At 34.9% G+C, this 17,821-nt stretch carries 19 protein-coding genes; 10 read left to right on the top strand and 9 right to left on the bottom strand.

What is annotated here, in order from left to right:
* Positions 1-2,451, bottom strand: coding sequence for an endopeptidase La (lon, locus tag INR76_RS10395; RefSeq protein ID WP_223107889.1), 2,451 nt, complete (start codon positions 2,449-2,451; stop codon positions 1-3).
* Between the two features lie 237 nt (positions 2,452-2,688).
* Here lon and INR76_RS10390 point away from each other — a divergent pair, with 237 nt between their 5' ends.
* From INR76_RS10390 to INR76_RS10375, 4 genes are read left to right on the top strand one after another with little or no spacing between them, the layout of a single operon-like run.
* Positions 2,689-3,240, top strand: coding sequence for an RNA polymerase sigma factor (locus INR76_RS10390; RefSeq protein ID WP_223107888.1), 552 nt, complete (start codon positions 2,689-2,691; stop codon positions 3,238-3,240).
* Complete coding sequence (locus INR76_RS10385) at positions 3,237-3,806, top strand: hypothetical protein (protein ID WP_223107886.1); 570 nt, start codon at positions 3,237-3,239, stop codon at positions 3,804-3,806. The genes INR76_RS10390 and INR76_RS10385 overlap by 4 nt, the downstream gene beginning before the upstream one ends.
* A complete protein-coding gene (locus INR76_RS10380) occupies positions 3,790-4,875 on the top strand; it encodes a hypothetical protein (RefSeq protein ID WP_223107885.1) in 1,086 nt (361 codons plus the stop codon). Before INR76_RS10385 ends, INR76_RS10380 begins: the two co-directional genes overlap by 17 nt.
* A gap of 12 nt (positions 4,876-4,887) precedes the next feature.
* Complete coding sequence (locus tag INR76_RS10375; protein ID WP_223107883.1) at positions 4,888-5,619, top strand: head GIN domain-containing protein; 732 nt, start codon at positions 4,888-4,890, stop codon at positions 5,617-5,619.
* Between the two features lie 66 nt (positions 5,620-5,685).
* On the opposite strand, the gene INR76_RS10370 is transcribed toward INR76_RS10375, so the two are convergent.
* Entirely contained in the window at positions 5,686-7,008 is a 1,323-nt protein-coding gene (locus INR76_RS10370) for an MFS transporter (protein ID WP_223110004.1), read from the bottom strand.
* A gap of 72 nt (positions 7,009-7,080) precedes the next feature.
* On the bottom strand, positions 7,081-7,899 hold the full coding sequence (locus tag INR76_RS10365) for a M48 family metallopeptidase (protein ID WP_223107882.1): 819 nt from the start codon (positions 7,897-7,899) through the stop codon (positions 7,081-7,083).
* Positions 7,900-8,015: 116 nt separating this feature from the next.
* On the opposite strand from INR76_RS10365, the gene INR76_RS10360 reads away from it, so the two are divergent.
* The 4 genes from INR76_RS10360 (at position 8,016) to lpdA (ending at position 10,958) form a co-directional block, all read left to right on the top strand.
* A complete protein-coding gene (locus tag INR76_RS10360) occupies positions 8,016-8,504 on the top strand; it encodes a collagen-like protein (protein ID WP_223107881.1) in 489 nt (162 codons plus the stop codon).
* 67 nt (positions 8,505-8,571) lie between these two features.
* The gene (gene msrB / locus INR76_RS10355) at positions 8,572-9,054 is read left to right on the top strand and encodes a peptide-methionine (R)-S-oxide reductase MsrB (protein ID WP_223107880.1); all 483 of its coding nucleotides are present in this window, start codon (positions 8,572-8,574) and stop codon (positions 9,052-9,054) included.
* Positions 9,047-9,448, top strand: coding sequence for a peptide-methionine (R)-S-oxide reductase MsrB (msrB, locus tag INR76_RS10350; protein WP_223107879.1), 402 nt, complete (start codon positions 9,047-9,049; stop codon positions 9,446-9,448). Before msrB (INR76_RS10355) ends, msrB (INR76_RS10350) begins: the two co-directional genes overlap by 8 nt.
* 133 nt (positions 9,449-9,581) lie before the next feature.
* The gene (gene lpdA / locus INR76_RS10345) at positions 9,582-10,958 is read left to right on the top strand and encodes a dihydrolipoyl dehydrogenase (protein ID WP_223107877.1); all 1,377 of its coding nucleotides are present in this window, start codon (positions 9,582-9,584) and stop codon (positions 10,956-10,958) included.
* 55 nt (positions 10,959-11,013) lie between these two features.
* Here lpdA and INR76_RS10340 read toward each other — a convergent pair whose 3' ends face one another.
* From INR76_RS10340 to INR76_RS10320, 5 genes are all read right to left on the bottom strand, one after another.
* Positions 11,014-11,739: a diphthine--ammonia ligase gene (locus tag INR76_RS10340; RefSeq protein ID WP_223107876.1), complete on the bottom strand. Its 726-nt coding sequence runs from the start codon at positions 11,737-11,739 to the stop codon at positions 11,014-11,016.
* Between the two features lies 1 nt (position 11,740).
* Positions 11,741-12,160, bottom strand: a complete 420-nt coding sequence (gene aroQ, locus INR76_RS10335) for a type II 3-dehydroquinate dehydratase (RefSeq protein ID WP_223107874.1) — start codon at positions 12,158-12,160, stop codon at positions 11,741-11,743.
* Positions 12,161-12,232: 72 nt separating this feature from the next.
* Positions 12,233-12,730, bottom strand: coding sequence for a hypothetical protein (locus INR76_RS10330; RefSeq protein ID WP_223107873.1), 498 nt, complete (start codon positions 12,728-12,730; stop codon positions 12,233-12,235).
* A gap of 157 nt (positions 12,731-12,887) precedes the next feature.
* Positions 12,888-13,502, bottom strand: a complete 615-nt coding sequence (locus INR76_RS10325) for a porin family protein (protein ID WP_223107872.1) — start codon at positions 13,500-13,502, stop codon at positions 12,888-12,890.
* A gap of 86 nt (positions 13,503-13,588) precedes the next feature.
* On the bottom strand, positions 13,589-14,143 hold the full coding sequence (locus INR76_RS10320; RefSeq protein ID WP_223107870.1) for a porin family protein: 555 nt from the start codon (positions 14,141-14,143) through the stop codon (positions 13,589-13,591).
* A gap of 95 nt (positions 14,144-14,238) precedes the next feature.
* Between INR76_RS10320 and xerD the strand changes: the two genes are divergently transcribed.
* Both xerD and INR76_RS10310 read left to right on the top strand, forming a co-directional pair.
* On the top strand, positions 14,239-15,135 hold the full coding sequence (gene xerD / locus INR76_RS10315) for a site-specific tyrosine recombinase XerD (RefSeq protein WP_223107869.1): 897 nt from the start codon (positions 14,239-14,241) through the stop codon (positions 15,133-15,135).
* 78 nt (positions 15,136-15,213) lie between these two features.
* The gene (locus INR76_RS10310; protein WP_223107867.1) at positions 15,214-16,161 is read left to right on the top strand and encodes an aldo/keto reductase; all 948 of its coding nucleotides are present in this window, start codon (positions 15,214-15,216) and stop codon (positions 16,159-16,161) included.
* Positions 16,162-16,228: 67 nt separating this feature from the next.
* Here INR76_RS10310 and rny read toward each other — a convergent pair whose 3' ends face one another.
* Positions 16,229-17,794, bottom strand: coding sequence for a ribonuclease Y (rny, locus tag INR76_RS10305; RefSeq protein ID WP_223107866.1), 1,566 nt, complete (start codon positions 17,792-17,794; stop codon positions 16,229-16,231).
* Positions 17,795-17,821: the final 27 nt, after the last annotated feature.

The raw sequence follows: 17,821 nt of genomic DNA, 5'->3' as shown, positions 1-17,821 counted from the left end.
TTATAATTTTTTAGCGTTCTTTACTTTTTGTTTGGTAAGTGCTAAATCTAGAACATCACTCATGTCTTTAACATAATGAAATGTCAACCCTTTTAAATATTCAGGTTTAATTTCATCGATATCGCGCTTATTGTCTTCGCATAACAAGATTTCCTTGATGTGCGCCCGTTTGGCAGCTAAGATTTTTTCTTTGATTCCGCCAACGGGAAGTACTTTGCCTCGTAAGGTTATTTCACCTGTCATAGCGATACTTTTCTTTACTTTACGTTGGGTGAACAACGAAACCAGAGAAGTTAACATTGTAATCCCCGCACTCGGACCATCTTTTGGGGTTGCCCCTTCAGGAACGTGAACGTGAACGTTATATTTCTCAAATATATCTGGAGAAATACCCAATACTTCAGCATTAGATTTAATATACTCCAAAGCAATCGTAGCAGACTCTTTCATTACTTTTCCTAGGTTTCCGGTCATATTTAATTGCCCTTTACCTTTTGAAAGTGTAGATTCTATAAATAAAATATCTCCGCCAACTCGTGTCCAAGCCAGTCCGGTTACTACTCCCGCAACATCATTGTTTTCATATTTATTACGTTCTAGTTTTGGACTTCCTAGTGCTTCAACAATGATATCATTGGTTACTTTCTTCTCATATTCTTCTTCCATTGCAATTTTGGTAGCAGCATAGCGAACCATTTTTGCAATTTGTTTTTCTAATCCACGAACACCGCTTTCTCGGGTATATCCTTCAACTATTTTTTCTAATTGTCTCTTCCCTATTTTAAGATCATCCTTTGTCAATCCGTGTTCTTCCAATTGCTTTGGCAATAAGTGTCTTTTTCCTATTTCAACTTTTTCTTCTACTGTATAACCCGTTACATTGATAATTTCCATACGGTCACGAAGCGCAGGTTGAATAGTACTTAAACTGTTTGACGTTGCGATAAACATTACTTTTGAAAGGTCATAACCCAATTCTAAAAAGTTATCGTAAAATTCGCTGTTTTGTTCAGGATCTAGTACTTCAAGCATTGCAGAAGAAGGATCTCCCTGACTACCAACCGCTAGTTTATCAATTTCATCCAAAACAAAAACCGGATTGCTTGTTCCTGCTTTTTTTAGGTTTTGAATAATTCGTCCCGGCATTGCACCAATATATGTTTTACGGTGACCTCTTATTTCGGCCTCATCACGTAAACCACCCAAAGACATACGCACATATTCTCTACCTAAAGCTTCGGCTATTGATTTACCTAAAGATGTTTTACCAACTCCCGGAGGACCATAAAGACATAAAATAGGTGATTTCATGTCATTTCGGATTTTTAATACTGCAAGGTATTCTATAATTCGTTTTTTTACATCATCGAGTCCATAATGATCGCGATCTAGAATTTTTTTAGCTCGTTTAAGGTCAAACTTATCTTTGCTGAATTCATTCCAAGGTAATTCAATCAATAGGTCTAGATAGTTACGCTGTATGCTGTATTCTGCAACTTGCGGATTCATACGTTGTAACTTGGTAATTTCCTTTTCAAAATGCTGCTGCACCTCTTCACCCCATTTTTTTTCTTTGGCTTTTTGGCGCATTTCTTCAATTTCGGCTTCATTTGAATTTCCACCCAACTCTTCTTGAATGGTTTTCATTTGTTGCTGAAGAAAATACTCGCGCTGTTGCTGATTGATATCACTTTGCACTTTTGATTGAATGTCATTGCGCAAGGAAAGTTTTTGCAATTCAACATTCATATGTTTTAAAGTTTCTAAAGCGCGTTCTTTAAGGTCATTTATCTCTAGTAAAGTTTGTTTTTCTTGAACTGAAATATTCAAATTTGAAGAAACAAAATTGATTAAAAACGAATTACTTTCAATGTTTTTAATTGCAAAAGCCGCTTCAGAAGGGATATTGGGGCTTCCTTTAATTATTTCGAGAGCTATTTCTTTAATAGAATCAATAATTGCAGAAAATTCTTCGTTTTCTTTTGCAGGTTTAGCTTCCTTTACTTCACGAATGGTTGCCGTCATATAGGGTTCGGTCGTGATGACTTCTGTTGCTTCAAAGCGTTTTTTACCTTGAATAATAACAGTTGTATTTCCGTCAGGCATTTTTAAAACGCGCAAAATTTTTGCAACCGTACCTATAGTGTTTATTTCGTTTAAACCCGGGTCTTCCACATCTTCATCCTTCTGTGAAACTACACCAATGGTCTTAGTGCCTTTATTGGTTTCGTTTATAAGTTTGATAGATTTATCACGCCCAGCGGTAATAGGAACAACTACTCCCGGAAACAACACTGTATTTCGTAACGGAAGAATAGGAAGTATTTCCGGCAATTCTTCTTTATTCATTGCATCTTCATCTTCGGCAGTCATTAAAGGAATTAATTCTGCATCTTGCTCTAATTCTTGTAATGACAAACTGTCTAATGTTTTTACTTTTGAATTGGCCATATAGTATTTTAAGACATTGTGTCACCACAAAAATGGTAACACAACGATTTATTAAAAGATTATTAGTTTATTTCAATTTGAAAATCAGTGATTTATCAACCAACCTCTTGATTTTCACTTATTAATAGTCAATAGTTATGCCAAGAAACAAAGGTTTTATTTAAGTATTGCATTTTTTTTATTGACAAGTGTAACATTTTCAAACAAAGACTATCTTTATTATAAACAAGCTTGTTTTTGACATTAACCGACCAACATATTGATTCATTATTAGAACTCTGTAAAAGAGGAAACCAATTAGCACAACTAGAGGTTTATAATCGCTATCAACGTGCTATGTATAATGTTGCTGTGCGTATTGTAAAAGATACCGCAGAAGCAGAAGATGTTATGCAAGAATCTTTTATTACAGCTTTTAATAAACTGGAAAGCTTTAAGGGTACAGCCACATTCGGGTCTTGGTTAAAGCGTATTGTTATCAACAATAGTATTTCACAATACAAAAAACAACAACGCTTTATTGATGTACAAGATGAAGTAATTGAAACAACTCTTGAAGAAAGTGCCGGTGTGAGTGAAGATGACTATAACAATGACAAAGTTGCCTCAATACTCAGCTGTATGGGAACGCTTCATAACAGTTATCAACAAATATTGACATTACATTTAATTGAAGGATATGATTATGAAGAAATATGCGAAATACTTGATATAAGTTATGCCAATTGCAGAACACTTGTTTCTAGAGCTAAAGAAAGTTTACGTAAAAAATTAAAAATAGCGTCATGAAGAAAGATGAGATAGACACTTTATTTGAACAAAATAAAACGCGTTTTGATATACACGATACGCCTCAAGGCCATCAAAAAAGATTTTTGGCCAAGTTACATGCTCAAACCAAAGTTGAAAAGCAGATTTCAGAAGAAAAAACTGAAAAGAGTACACATTGGTTAAAACCATTAAGTATAGCTGCAACCATCGCCGTGTTACTTGCTATTGGATTTTTCTTTCAGAATACCGAAGCCAAAGCCAACGACCTAGCAAGCGTGTCGCCAGAAATGCAACGTACACAATCATTTTTTACAGCAACCATTAATAAAGAACTAAAGACTTTAAAAAGTCTACAAAGCCCGGAAGCAAAAGAGCTTGTTGAAGATGCCTTAATACAAATTGACATACTTGAACAAGAATATGAAGCACTTAAAAAAGATCTTGTAGAAAGCGGTAATGATAAGCGTGTTATTTATGCTATGATTACCAATTTTCAAAATCGAATTGATTTATTACAAAATGTAATTAACACTATTGAAGAAATTAAAACACTTAAAGAAACTGAAAATGAAACTACTATCTAAAACACTACTTGTTTTTTTAATATTACCTCTGGTGGCGTTAGCCGGCACAGATAAATTGAAAGGCAAATACACCAAAGAAAAAACAATAAAGAAAGAATTTAATGTAAACTCAGGTGCAGGTTTACGTGTAAAAAACAGTTATGGCAACCTAGATATTGTTACCTGGAATGAAAACCGAACAGTCATTGAAGTCACTATTAAAGCAAATGGAGATAATGAAGAAAAAGTAATGGATCGCTTAAAAGAAATACAAGTTGATTTTGATGCAAGCGCATCACTTGTTTCAGCAGAAACTGTTTTTAATAATAAAAAATCTGGCTGGAGCTGGTGGGGAAGCAATAAAAACAACGTCTCTGTAGAGGTTAACTACTCTATTAAAATACCCATCACAAACACAGTTGATCTAAATAATGACTACGGAGCTATACACATAAACAAGCTCAAAGGAAACGCAAAAATAAGCTGTGACTACGGTCAATTGATAATTGGTGAATTACTAGCCGAAAACAACCTTTTAACATTTGATTATACAGATAAATCAACCATTAGTTATATGAAAAGCGGTCGTATCAATGCAGATTATTCTGGGTTTACGCTAGAAAAAACTGAACGATTAGAGCTCAATGCAGATTACACCCAATCTGAAATAATTGATGCACAAAGTATAAATTACAATTGTGATTATGGTAAAGTTATCATTGGTCAAGCAAAAGATATAATAGGGCGTGGTGACTATGTAAACAATAAAATTGGTACAATAAAAGGATCTTTAAACTTAAACACAGATTATGGGTCAATTCACATTGATAATGTTAGCTCACAGGCAAACAGTATAACTATAAAGGCAGATTATACAGGTGTTAAAATGGGTTTTGATCGTAATTATAACTTTGATTTTGTTGTAGATTTATCATATGCTAGTTTTAAAGGAGACAATGATGTAACAGTTTTAAAATCTTCAAAAGACTACACTAGTAGTATATATAGTGGTTATCACGGCAAACAAAGCTCCGGGAATTCTGTAAATATCAACTCAAACTATGGTGGAGTAACATTCAATAAAAACTAAAATTCAAGACTAATGAAAACACTAAAAAAATCTATTCTCATAGCTTTTATAGCGTTAACTGCTCAACTAACAGTAGCGCAAAGCTGGAACAAATCAAAAATTAAAGGAAATGGAAATGTAACAACCAAAACCGTTTCAACTAGCGATTATGATCATATTCACGTTACAGGTTCTATGGATGTAACCCTGGTACATGGTGATGAAGGAACTATTACTGTTAAAACTGATGAAAACCTTCACGAGCATCTAGAAATAAGCAGCAATGGAAATACGTTGACTATTTCAGTAAAAAAAGACCGGTCAATAAGTACCAAAAAAGGAATTGATATAACAGTGCCTTTTAAAGATCTTTCTGAAGTTTCCTTAGTAGGTTCTGGAGATATAACGGCAACAAAAACTATTAAAGCCAATGATTTTGACGCAAGTGTAACAGGGTCTGGTGATGTAATTTTAAAAGTTGAAACCAACTCCTTAAATGCAAAAATTACAGGGTCTGGCGATATGAAATTAACCGGAAAAACAGAAAACTTTGAGTTAAAACTAAGCGGTAGCGGTGATTTTGATGGTAGAAGTTTTGATGCCAATGATACTCAAGTATACGTATCCGGCTCTGGAGATGCAATGGTCTCGGCCAAGAAGAGCTTAAAAGCCCGCGTAAATGGATCTGGTGATATTTCGTATAAAGGAAACCCTTCAAATAGCGATACCAAAGTAATGGGAAGCGGAACAATCAAATCTATGTAACGTACTCATCAATCAAAAAGTGGCCTAAAAAGCAACCTTTTCTTCCAAATGCTTTTTAGGCTTTTTTTATACTGTTTCTTTTCTTGGCACTCTAAATAACAATATAAGCCCTATCACAAAAAACAGAATAAAAAATAATACCGCATACCGAATACTACCTGTAACCTGTGCCACATAACCATAGCTGAACATTCCTATTACGATGCCTATTTTTTCAGAAACATCATAAAAACTAAAATATGAAGCAGTATCTACAGCACCTTCGGGTATTAATTTTGAATACGTAGAACGCGATAAAGACTGAATACCACCCATAACCAAACCTACAAATCCAGCAGTTACATAAAATTGATTAGGACTAGTAATGGTATAGGCGTACACACAAATACAAATCCAAATTATGTTTAACACAATCAATGTGTTGATGTTTCCAAATCTTGCTGAAGCTCTTGATGTAAGAAATGCCCCTAGAACGGCCACCAATTGTATTAGCAAAATACTTACAATCAATCCTGTGGTTGCATCTGTTTTACCCCAGTCTAATTCTTCAATACCAAAGTACGTAGCAACAAGCATAATGGTTTGTACTGCCATACTATACACAAAAAAGGCAGCTAAATATCGTTTTAAACTTTTTGTATGACCTAGCTTATGCCAAATTTTCTGTAATTCTTTAAAGCCGTTAAATAAAAGATGTTTGGTAAATTTTTGTTTTTTATTTCCCTTCGGAAGGTAATAATAGGTGTATTGACTAAACCCTATCCACCAAATTCCAGTTAAAACAAATGATAAACGAGTAGGCAATCCTTCGTCTTCAAACCCAAATGTTTCATACATTAGGATCATCACCAAACAAATAACTAAAAGCACAACACTCCCTACATAACCCAAGGAATATCCCTTTGCGCTTATTTTATCTTGCTGCTCCGGAAAAGCAATATCTGGCAAATAGGAGTTGTAAAAAACCAAACTAGCCCAAAAGCCAATTAAAGCTAGAAAATAACAAAGCAGTCCAAACCATAAGTAATCTAGTGAGAACCAATATAATCCAATACAAGAAACCGCTCCTAAATAGCAGAAAAACTTCATAAATACCTTCTTATTACCTACATAGTCGGCGATACCACTCAATAACGGGCTCAAGATTGAAACCACTAAAAAAGCTGCTGCGGTTACGTAACTTATTAACGTATCATTGTTAAAATCAATTCCCAAAAAAGTAACGGTATCATTTAATATGGTTCCGTTTTCATCTTTGGTTAATGTTAAAGCACCATAAAAAATTGGGAAAATTGCAGATGCAATAACCAAGCTATACACAGAGTTTGCCCAGTCATAAAATGCCCAAGCATTTAGTAGTTTTTTACTTCCTTTTGGTAAATTGATCATAATTGAGAATACTAAAAAAGCTGTCAAAATTGACAGCTTTTAAAAGTAATTGAAATTATTGTTTCTTAAAATTTATTTCTTAAAAGAAGTAACTCCATATTTTCTAGCTTCTGCTTTTGCAGTAGGTACCCAACTTTTTATGTTTTGAATACGAGTATCACTAGAAGGATGCGTACTTAATATTTCTGGAGGTGCTCCTCCACCTTGTTGTTTCATACGTTGCCATAATTCTGCTGCCGCCATAGGTTCATACCCAGCAATAGCCATTAATGTTAATCCTATTTTATCGGCTTCAGACTCATTACTTCTACTAAAAGGTAACATTACTCCTACTTGAGTTCCTACTCCATAATATTGATTAAACATTTGTTGGTTTTCAGGATTTTTTGCCAAAGCTAGGTTTCCAGCAACTGCTCCAAGTTGCTGTAATTGCGCTGCGCTCATACGCTGCTGTCCGTGATTGGCCAATGCGTGGGCAACTTCGTGCCCCATAACGGCTGCAACGCCGGCTTCGTTTTGTGTTACCGGTAAAATTCCTGTGTAAAAAACTATTTTTCCTCCCGGCATACACCAAGCATTTACAGCTTCATCTTGAACCAAATTATATTCCCACCTATAATTTTTTAAATACCCGGCATATCCGTTTGCTGTTAAATAGCGTTCAGAAGCTTTGGCTATTTTTTGTCCAACACGTTGTATCATTTGGGCGTCTGCTGTACCTCTAACAACCTTATTTTCTGCCAAAAATTGATTGTATTGCTCAAATGCCATAGGCAAAATTTGAGAATTGGGTACAAGTGCCAACGTTTTTTTGCCAGTAAAAGGATTTGTACTACAAGCTATAGCAAATGCCATAACTGCTAGTAAGGATAGTGTTTTTTTGTATATCATTATACTCTTTTTTGCTGTTTCAGAATTAAAGTTAAATATAAAAGTATTTCTTTTTATTAAAATTTATATAAAAACTGGAATAGCTTTTGATATATCAATTAAAAAAACAAGATATTATGAAACAAATACTTTTATTTTTAGCACTTTCAAGCACCTTTTTATTTTCATCATGTGAAGGCGATCCGGGACCTCCAGGACCTCCGGGAGATGATTTTTTAGCCCAAACTTTTGAAGTCACTACTACTTTATCATTTAATCCTCAAAGCAATCTATATCAAACAAATAGGATTTCATATCCTTTTGAGGTTTTTGAAAGTGACGCGGTATTAGCCTATAGGTTAGAAACCGTTGATGAAGATGGTTTTGATGTATGGACACAACTTCCTCAAAACTTTTACATAAGTAATGGCGATGTTATTCAGTACATACACCTACAAACTTTTGTAGATGTTCAAGTTTTAATTGATGGAAACTATGATCCTCAAACGCTTCCTTTAGATTTAACAGATAATCAAACTTTCAGGTTTGTAGTAGTTCCAGCAGAGTTTGCTGATGCTCAAATGAGCATGGACGAAGCCATTGAAAGGTTTAACATTCAATTCTAAAACTGTTAGGTTTAGCTATCTATGACGACTACTAATTAAAATTGTTTAAAAACTTGAAAAATAAACTATGAAAAAGATCCTTTTTTTAATCTGCAGTCTAGTTTTGCTTAGTTGCAATTCAAAGGCACAGCAGAAGAAAGAACAAAAAGAGTTTTCGGTTACCAAAACTGAAGCTGAATGGAAAGCAGAATTAACCGAATTAGAGTATTATGTGCTTCGCGAAGCAGGAACCGAACGTCCTTTTTCAAGTGAATTAAACAGTAACAAAAAGAAAGGAACTTACGTTTGCGCAGCGTGTGGTACGCCGCTTTACAAAAGTGAAAATAAATTTGACAGCGGTACAGGTTGGCCAAGCTTTGATCGATTTATAGAAGGAAATGTTGAATTTTCAACCGATAACAAGTTAGGCTACACACGTAATGAAGAACATTGTGCTACCTGTGGCGGACACTTAGGCCACGTTTTTAATGACGGCCCAAGAGAAACCACCGGAAAAAGACATTGTATCAATGGTGCAGCGTTAGATTTTATACCAGCAGAAAATGAATAAAAAAGAATATCCCATACAAAAAACAGAAGCTCAATGGCGAGAAGAATTAGGTGATGAACGCTACCGCATTCTTCGTGAATCTGGTACAGAACGCCCACACACGGGTAAGTACAACATTCACTTTGAAGATGGCACCTATAAATGTGGCGCGTGCAATACCCCACTTTTTAAAAGCGACAGTAAATTTGAAAGTAGCTGCGGCTGGCCCTCTTTTGACGAAGCCATTGATGGCGCCGTAGAATATGTGCGCGATACTTCTTTCGGGATGATACGAACAGAAATTCTTTGCGCTACCTGCGGAAGTCATTTAGGCCATGTTTTTAATGACGGTCCTACGCAAACAGGACAGCGATATTGTGTAAATTCGCTTTCAGTTAATTTTGAAGAAAAATAAGATTCCTTCCAAGAATCGAGACGGCATCAAGCTCCAAAAATTGATTATTTGGAATTTGATGCCTCTTTTTTTAGCACGTACCCCTAACATTTTGTAAATTCGTAGCTTCAAAATAACGACATAAAACAACGAAATGAGTAAATACGACGTAATCGTTTTAGGAAGTGGTCCCGGTGGCTATGTTGCTGCAATCAGGGCTTCACAATTAGGCTTAAAAACAGCTGTTATTGAAAAGGAAAGCCTGGGAGGCGTTTGCCTTAACTGGGGTTGTATACCAACCAAAGCATTATTAAAAAGTGCGCAGGTTTTTGATTATCTAAACCACGCCGAAGATTACGGTCTTACGGTAAAAGGTGCAGATAAAGACTTCGGAAAAGTAATTGAACGTAGCCGTGGCGTTGCCAACGGAATGAGTAAAGGTGTTCAATTCTTAATGAAGAAAAATAAAATTGACGTTATTGATGGCTTCGGAAAACTGAAACCCGGTAAAAAAGTTGATGTTGACGGTAAAGAATATTCTGCAGATCACATTATCATTGCAACCGGTGCACGTTCTCGTGAATTGCCTAACTTAAAACAAGACGGTAAAAAAGTAATTGGTTACCGCGAAGCAATGTCTCTAAACAAGCAACCTAAAAAAATGATTGTGGTTGGTAGTGGTGCCATTGGTGTTGAGTTTGCTCATTTTTATAACGCAATGGGTACCGAAGTTACCATCGTAGAGTTTTTACCAAATTTAGTTCCACTAGAAGACGAAGAGGTTTCAAAACAGTTTGAAAAATCCTTCAAAAAAGCAGGAATTAAGGTGATGACTAATTCTTCCGTAGAAAAAGTAGATACATCTGGTAAAACTGTAAAAGCAACAGTAAAAACTAAAAAAGGCGAAGAAACGCTTGAGGCAGACATTGTACTTTCTGCTGTAGGTATTGCCGCAAATATTGAAAACATAGGCCTTGAAGATGTTGGTATCGTTACCGATAAAGGTAAAATTATGGTAAACGATTATTACCAAACGAACATTCCTGGTTATTACGCTATTGGGGATGCTGTTCCCGGACAAGCATTAGCGCACGTTGCTTCAGCTGAAGGGATTACTTGTGTTGAAAAAATTGCCGGAATGAACGTTGAACCTATTGATTATGGTAACATTCCAGGTTGTACCTATGCAACGCCAGAAATTGCAAGTGTAGGTATGACAGAGAAACAAGCTAAAGAAGCTGGATATGAGCTTAAAATCGGTAAATTCCCGTTCTCTGCCAGTGGTAAAGCAAGTGCAGCTGGAACAAAAGATGGTTTTGTAAAAGTAATCTTTGATGCTAAATACGGCGAGTGGTTAGGTTGCCATATGATTGGCGCCGGTGTAACCGATATGATTGCTGAAGCTGTTCTAGGTAGAAAACTAGAAACAACAGGACACGAAGTGTTAAAAGCAGTACATCCACACCCAACGATGAGTGAAGCGGTAATGGAAGCAACTGCTGCTGCTTATGATGAAGTGATTCATTTATAAGTTTGAATAAAATATACACCCAAAGAAAAAGCGCTTCAATTTATGAAGCGTTTTTTTATTTTGGAAGTAAATCGCAGTACCAAAACTCTGTGTCCCAACTTTTGGTATCATTTGTAAAGCAGTCGTCATCATCGTTTTTTGAAGGGCTATATGACTTTAACACCTTCTCTCCTATTTTAAAAGGTATCGGATGTTTAAAAATAGGGCCATCGTATACAAAAGTGTGAAATTCACCATTCTCACCACATGGATCTACAGTTTTAGGTAAATCATTTAAAAAAGTTTCATTAACCTCTCTTCCTACAAATGATTTGTCTAATACTTTTGCATTCACACAAACGGTTATTGCTTTAAAGCCTAATTTTAAAAATTGACGCATTACCACTGATGTGTCTTGTTTCCAAAGAGGGAAAACAGCTTTTAAACTTACATTTTTTAATTGCTCTTCTCGGTATTTTTTTAAGTCTTCTAAAAATATATCACCAAAAGCTGCGTGTGAAAAGTTTTCAAGTCTTAATGCTTTTGTTGCTTCTAGCATTTTGGTATTATATACTTGCATTGAGGTTTGTTGGGGTAAGTATATTTTTTGAAGTGAAATTCCCATACTTTCAGCTTGAGCGTCTAGTAACGCTTCTTGCAATCCGTGCATAGAGATGCGCTGTAAGTCTTTATTTACTGTTGTAAGTAATTTTGAAACTTGATACTTGGGGTTTTGTTTCAGAAGATAATATGCTAATGCTGCGTCTTTCCCAGAGCTCCAGTTTACATATGTTTTATTCATATTAATCTGTAATAAAACTTTTTAAAGCCAGTTCATAACTTTGGAGACCAAACCCTACAATTACACCTTTTGCATTGGGTGACACGTATGATCTATGTCTAAAGTCTTCTCGTGAAAACGTGTTTGAAATATGTACTTCAACCACCGGAGTTTCAATAGCTTTTACTGCATCACCAATACCAACCGAAGTATGTGTGTAGGCTGCTGCATTTAAAATTATACCGTCATATTCATACCCAACTTCTTGAAGTTTATTAATTAATTCACCTTCAATATTTGATTGAAACTGTTCTAGCTCAATTGTTTTATGTTTAAACTGTAACTTGGTAAAAAAATCATTGAATGATTGATCTCCATACACATCGGTTTCACGTTTACCAAGGAGATTTAAGTTTGGGCCGTTGATTATAATTATTTTCATCATTCAAATATAAAAAATAAAAAAGCAGGAGCCTTTAAACTCCTGCTTTAAAACAATTATTTGACTATTAACTTAAATTCCAAATTCTACTCCGAAATTAATTGATGAGAAGTTTCCTCCATCAACACTAACTCCTGAATAGGATGCGATAACTCCCACTGTACCAAAGCTATATCCAGCTTTAGGTCTATAATAAAAGCCACCATCGTTACCGTCTGGAGATATTCCTATTCCGTATCCTAAATCGGCACCTACATAAAAAGATTCGCCAAATCCAATTCTACCTGATGCAGCAATTGGTAAAAAGGCGGCATCTTCTACTTCAAAAGTTCCTATAGGTGTATCAACATCATCTCCAAAATAGTTGAAAAAGCTAGCTTGAGGTCCTATCCAAACCATATCTGCTACTTCAAATAAATAAGCAACATCAACACCTACACCAAATGTGTAAGAATCACCTGCATCGCCTACAGGAATTGCTCCGTTTGCTGCAATTTTAAACTGTCCTTGTGCAAAAGAAGTACCCATACCGAATACAACCAATGCTGCTACTAGTAATAGTTTTTTCATAATAAAAAGTTTAAATTTAATTAGTTAATAGAATAAATGTACTAAAAAATTTGACATGATTATAAAAATTTAGGGTTCTATTAAACAGATTTTTAAGGGTATATAAAAAAAGCAGGGATTATAACCCTGCTTTTTATATTGTTTATAATATCTTGTTTTAGAATGAGTATCCTGCCGATAGAGCAAATACTGAGTTTTTTGCATCAACATCAAAAGGAATGTCTTCGTTATTTACAATATCGGTTAAACCGAAGTTATAACGTGCGTTAAAAAACAATCCATTATTAAATTGATATCCTGCACCTACTCCTACAGAAAAATCAATATCATTAAATAAATCACCGTCAAGTTCAGTAGATCCAGAACCTACATCATCTGGGTCGCTATCTATTTCATTTTTAACGTTAAAACCGATTTGTGGCCCAGCTTCGGCGTATAATCCTTCCACAAGATAAAATTTAGCCATTACAGGAACATTAATGTAGTCTAGTTGAACTTCTACATCATCTGCTCCTTCTCTACTTATTAAATCAAATCCTTGTCCTGAGTATAATACCTCTGGTTGTACAGAGAAACGTTCAGTAACTGGAATTTCAGCAAATGCACCTATATGAAAGGTTGTTCTGCCCTCAGGATCATCAAAGGCGTCAAAACCGTCGCCTGATAGAGATGAGAAATTAACACCACCTTTAGCTCCTAGTCTTACTTCTTGAGCTTGTGTTGTAGTTACACCCAATACGGCTAATACCGCAATAAAAAATACTTTTTTCATAGTCTTAATTTTTAAATTTAGGACAAATCTAAATTTAGGACTACAAAAAAAGTATTAATGAATAGATAAGCTTTTATTAAAGATTCTTAAAGGAAACTGTAACCAATTGACAACGTGTAAACACTGTTTTTACCAAATTCAAATTCATCTTCTTCACCTACATCTGAAAGGCCAAAATTGTATCTTCCTTCAATTCTAATACCCAAAGGTAAATCATAACCTATACCGGCTACTCCAGATAAATCAAAGTCTTTTACAGCTGCATCATTAAAAAGTTCACCAAATAAAGACTGTGTATTATCATCTATTTTGAAACCAAATTGAGGTCCTGCGTGTATATGTAAGCCTTTAAAAACAAAAAACTTTGCTACTACAGGAACATTTACATAATTTAAATCAAATTCTTTACCTTCAAACTCAGCTCCTTGTTGTGAATACAGCAAGTCTGCTTGAATACCTACATTATCACTTAGTTTTGCTCCCACAAATGCTCCTGCTACAAATCCAGTTCTATTGTCTAGGTTTGTTGCATCATTTAAAGTTGCAAAGTTTACACCGGCCTTAATACCTAAGTCTAGACCTTGAGCTTGTGTTGCTGTAATGGTAAATACGGTTAAAATTCCTAAAATTAATTTTTTCATAGTTATTTATTTTTAAGTTAGGTTTATAAATATACAAATAACGTGTTACACATATAATTATTTTCAAATAGATGATTATTTAGTAATATAGCGGTATGAAATGGCAACAAGCTCTAGAAGATTATAAAAACTATTTACGCATTGAACGAGGTCTTTCTCAAAATACCATAAAAAATTACTCATTAGACCTAGAGAAGCTTATAAAGTGGATTGATGCAGCATCTATACAAAAAACACCCATTACCATTTCAGAAGAGACTGTACAGCAATTTATTTATACTATTGCAAAAGAAATGCAGCCTCAATCGCAAAGTAGAATCATTTCAGGATTACGAGGGTTTTTTAATTATTTGGTTTTTGAAGAATATAGAGAAACCAATCCTATGGAGTTAATAGAAAGCCCAAAAATTGCCAGAAAATTACCCGATACACTTTCTACAGAAGAAATAGATACCCTTATTCAAGCTATAGATTTGGGACATCCGCAAGGAGAACGTAACAGAGCAATAATTGAAACCCTATACGCTTGTGGTTTGCGCGTTTCCGAATTGACATCCTTACAACTTTCAGATTTGTTTTTTGAAGAAGGCTTTATAAAAGTTTCAGGTAAAGGTGATAAAGAACGTTTTGTTCCTATTGGCGGTAATACGATTAAGTTTATAAACATTTATAAAAACGAAGTACGCAATCATATTTCAATTCAACCCAAGGCAAAAGACACCTTATTTTTAAACAGAAGAGGCAATCCATTAACTCGAGCTATGATTTTTACAATTGTAAAGCAATTGGCTGAAAAAGCAGGAATTTCTAAAAAGATAAGTCCGCATACATTTAGGCATTCTTTTGCGACACATTTACTAGAAAATGGTGCAGATTTGCGTTCTATTCAACAAATGCTTGGTCATGAAAGCATTACTACTACTGAAATTTATACACACGTAGATGCATCACATCTGGCAGAAGTAATACACAAATTTCATCCACGGAAATAGGGTTAAAAAAACGCTAAAAACAAGTAAGTCTTTTCAGAAAAAACAACGGTTTTGTATCTTAAAACAAAAATTTAAGATATGAAAAAACTAACATTTGATAATGGCGACACTATGCACGCCATAGGACTAGGAACGTGGAAAGCCACAGGAAACGATGTAAAAAACGCTGTAAAAGAAGCACTTTATGCCGGATACAGACACATAGATACAGCAGCCGTTTATGGAAATGAAGAAGTAATAGGCGAAGCACTTTCTGAAGTTTTTGCTGAAGGAAATATTTTACGAGAAGATGTTTTTGTTACCTCAAAGCTTTGGAATGATGCCCACCAAGAAGGCTATGTAATTCCGGCAATTGAAGACACATTAAAAAAACTCAAACTTGATTATTTAGATTTATATTTGATTCATTGGCCTGTAGCGTTTAAACCGGGAGTAGGTTTTCCTGAAAAATCATCAGATTATTTAACTCCTGAAGAAGCACCTATAAGCACTACGTGGAAACAAATGGAAGAAGCAAAAAGAACCGGCCATACTAAGCATATTGGTGTTTCAAATTTCAGTAAAGAAAAATTGAAAGATTTAATAAATTCTGCTGAAATTAAACCTGAAATGAATCAAGTAGAAATGCATCCTTACTTACAACAAAATGATTTGGTTGAGTTTTGTAAAAAAGAAAATATATTGATGACAGCTTATTCTCCATTAGGATCAGGTGATAGAAGTGCCGCTATGAAAGGTGAAGATGAACCCAATTTAATGGAAATTGATGAGATTAATGAAATTGCCAAAAAGCAAGGTGCTTCAGCAGCTCAAGTACTTATCAATTGGCACACACAGAGAGATATTGCAACCATTCCAAAATCTGCTAGTAAGGAACACATTAAAGATAACTTTAAAGCAGCAGCTGTAGAACTTGATGAAGATGATATGAAAAAAATTGCCGGATTAAATAAAAATTACCGTTTTATCACCGGTAAATTTTTTGAAAATCCAGAAAAAGGATATGAAAATATTTACAATGATTAATCATTAGGTCAAGCTAAACAAAAAAGGCGCTGAAAATTCAGCGCCTTTTTTATGGATTAACAATTATTTATTTAGCTACATTAACAGCTCTTGTTTCGCGTATTACCGTAACTTTTACTTGACCAGGATAGGTCATATCTGTTTGTATTTTTTGAGAAATTTCAAAAGAAAGTTGTGCTGCTTTGTCATCGCTTACTTTTTCACTTTCTACCATAACACGCAATTCACGTCCTGCTTGAATAGCATAGGCTTTATTAACACCATTGAAGCCAAAAGCAATATCCTCTAGATCTTTCAATCGTTGAATATAACTATCTAAAACTTGACGGCGTGCTCCTGGACGAGCACCACTTATAGCATCACAAACTTGTACTATTGGTGATAAAAGACTTGTCATTTCAATTTCATCGTGGTGAGCACCAATTGCATTACATACTTCAGGTTTTTCTCCATATTTTTCAGCCCATTGCATTCCTAAAATAGCGTGAGGTACTTCAGTTTCGGTTTCGGGTACTTTACCAATATCGTGTAATAATCCGGCGCGTTTGGCAAGTTTTGGATTCAGTCCTAATTCAGAAGCCATTACACCGCACAATCTGGCTACTTCGCGTGAGTGATGTAATAAATTTTGACCATATGAAGAACGGTATCTCATTCTACCTACAGCTTTAATCAATTCAGGGCTCAAACCGTGAATACCAAGATCGATAACCGTACGCTTACCTACCTCAAGAATTTCATCTTCTATTTGCTTAGATGTTTTTTTAACAATCTCTTCAATACGAGCTGGGTGTATACGACCGTCTGTAACCAGTTTATGCAATGAAAGTCTAGCTACTTCTCTTCGTACAGAATCAAAGCAAGATAATATAATAGCTTCTGGGGTATCATCTACTATAATTTCTACTCCTGTGGCTGCTTCTAAGGCACGAATGTTTCTACCTTCACGACCAATAATTCTACCTTTTACATCGTCGCTTTCTAGGTTAAAAACAGACACACAATTATCAATGGCTTCTTCGGTACCTATGCGTTGAATTGTATTAATAATAATTTTTTTGGCCTCTTGTTGAGCGGTCATCTTGGCTTCTTCAATTGAAGATTGCACGTAAGCCATAGCATCGGTTTTTGCTTCGTCTTTGAGGCTTTCAACTAGTTGTGCTTTTGCTTCATCTGCAGAGAGTGATGAAATTACTTCTAGCTGTTCTATTTGGCTTTTGTGTAATTTTTCTACTTCAGCTTGTCTTTTGTCCAAAAATTCTAGACGCTCATCGTATTCCTTTTGTTTTCCTTCTATTTGTGCGTTTAGCTTTTTGGTTTTTGCTAATTCACTTGATACTTGAGACTCTTTGTCTTTTGTACGCTTTTCAGCTTCAGACATCTTTTTTTCACGTTTATTGATCACTTTTTCGTGTTCAGATTTTAGTTCAATAAACTTTTCTTTTGCCTGAAGTATTTTATCTTTTTTTATTGCTTCAGCTTCAGTTTTTGCTTCTTTTATAATAGAAGCAGCATCTTTTTTTGCTGACATTATAAGCTGGGATGAGTTGTTTCGCTCTATCAATTTGGCTATTAAAAAGCCTAATGCTAAAGCGACAATCCCAACAATTAATAGGGTAACCATATTGTCCATAATTATAAACTTTATATATAAAAAAAG

Source organism: Marixanthomonas sp. SCSIO 43207 (assembly GCF_019904255.1).
Classification (GTDB): domain Bacteria; phylum Bacteroidota; class Bacteroidia; order Flavobacteriales; family Flavobacteriaceae; genus Marixanthomonas.
Note: the sequence above shows the minus strand (reverse complement) of the source record. Positions and strands in the feature narration are given on the sequence as shown.

What these genes read in the sequence shown, in the direction of transcription:
- lon (WP_223107889.1), bottom strand. Translation starts at nt 2,451, where the DNA reads ATGGCCAATTCAAAAGTAAAAACATTAGACAGTTTGTCATTACAAGAA.
- INR76_RS10385 (WP_223107886.1), top strand. Translation starts at nt 3,237, where the DNA reads ATGAAGAAAGATGAGATAGACACTTTATTTGAACAAAATAAAACGCGT.
- INR76_RS10380 (WP_223107885.1), top strand. Translation starts at nt 3,790, where the DNA reads ATGAAACTACTATCTAAAACACTACTTGTTTTTTTAATATTACCTCTG.
- INR76_RS10375 (WP_223107883.1), top strand. Translation starts at nt 4,888, where the DNA reads ATGAAAACACTAAAAAAATCTATTCTCATAGCTTTTATAGCGTTAACT.
- INR76_RS10370 (WP_223110004.1), bottom strand. Translation starts at nt 7,008, where the DNA reads ATGATCAATTTACCAAAAGGAAGTAAAAAACTACTAAATGCTTGGGCA.
- INR76_RS10365 (WP_223107882.1), bottom strand. Translation starts at nt 7,899, where the DNA reads ATGATATACAAAAAAACACTATCCTTACTAGCAGTTATGGCATTTGCT.
- INR76_RS10360 (WP_223107881.1), top strand. Translation starts at nt 8,016, where the DNA reads ATGAAACAAATACTTTTATTTTTAGCACTTTCAAGCACCTTTTTATTT.
- msrB (WP_223107880.1), top strand. Translation starts at nt 8,572, where the DNA reads ATGAAAAAGATCCTTTTTTTAATCTGCAGTCTAGTTTTGCTTAGTTGC.
- msrB (WP_223107879.1), top strand. Translation starts at nt 9,047, where the DNA reads ATGAATAAAAAAGAATATCCCATACAAAAAACAGAAGCTCAATGGCGA.
- lpdA (WP_223107877.1), top strand. Translation starts at nt 9,582, where the DNA reads ATGAGTAAATACGACGTAATCGTTTTAGGAAGTGGTCCCGGTGGCTAT.
- INR76_RS10340 (WP_223107876.1), bottom strand. Translation starts at nt 11,739, where the DNA reads ATGAATAAAACATATGTAAACTGGAGCTCTGGGAAAGACGCAGCATTA.
- aroQ (WP_223107874.1), bottom strand. Translation starts at nt 12,160, where the DNA reads ATGAAAATAATTATAATCAACGGCCCAAACTTAAATCTCCTTGGTAAA.
- INR76_RS10330 (WP_223107873.1), bottom strand. Translation starts at nt 12,730, where the DNA reads ATGAAAAAACTATTACTAGTAGCAGCATTGGTTGTATTCGGTATGGGT.
- INR76_RS10325 (WP_223107872.1), bottom strand. Translation starts at nt 13,502, where the DNA reads ATGAAAAAAGTATTTTTTATTGCGGTATTAGCCGTATTGGGTGTAACT.
- INR76_RS10320 (WP_223107870.1), bottom strand. Translation starts at nt 14,143, where the DNA reads ATGAAAAAATTAATTTTAGGAATTTTAACCGTATTTACCATTACAGCA.
- xerD (WP_223107869.1), top strand. Translation starts at nt 14,239, where the DNA reads ATGAAATGGCAACAAGCTCTAGAAGATTATAAAAACTATTTACGCATT.
- INR76_RS10310 (WP_223107867.1), top strand. Translation starts at nt 15,214, where the DNA reads ATGAAAAAACTAACATTTGATAATGGCGACACTATGCACGCCATAGGA.
- rny (WP_223107866.1), bottom strand. Translation starts at nt 17,794, where the DNA reads ATGGACAATATGGTTACCCTATTAATTGTTGGGATTGTCGCTTTAGCA.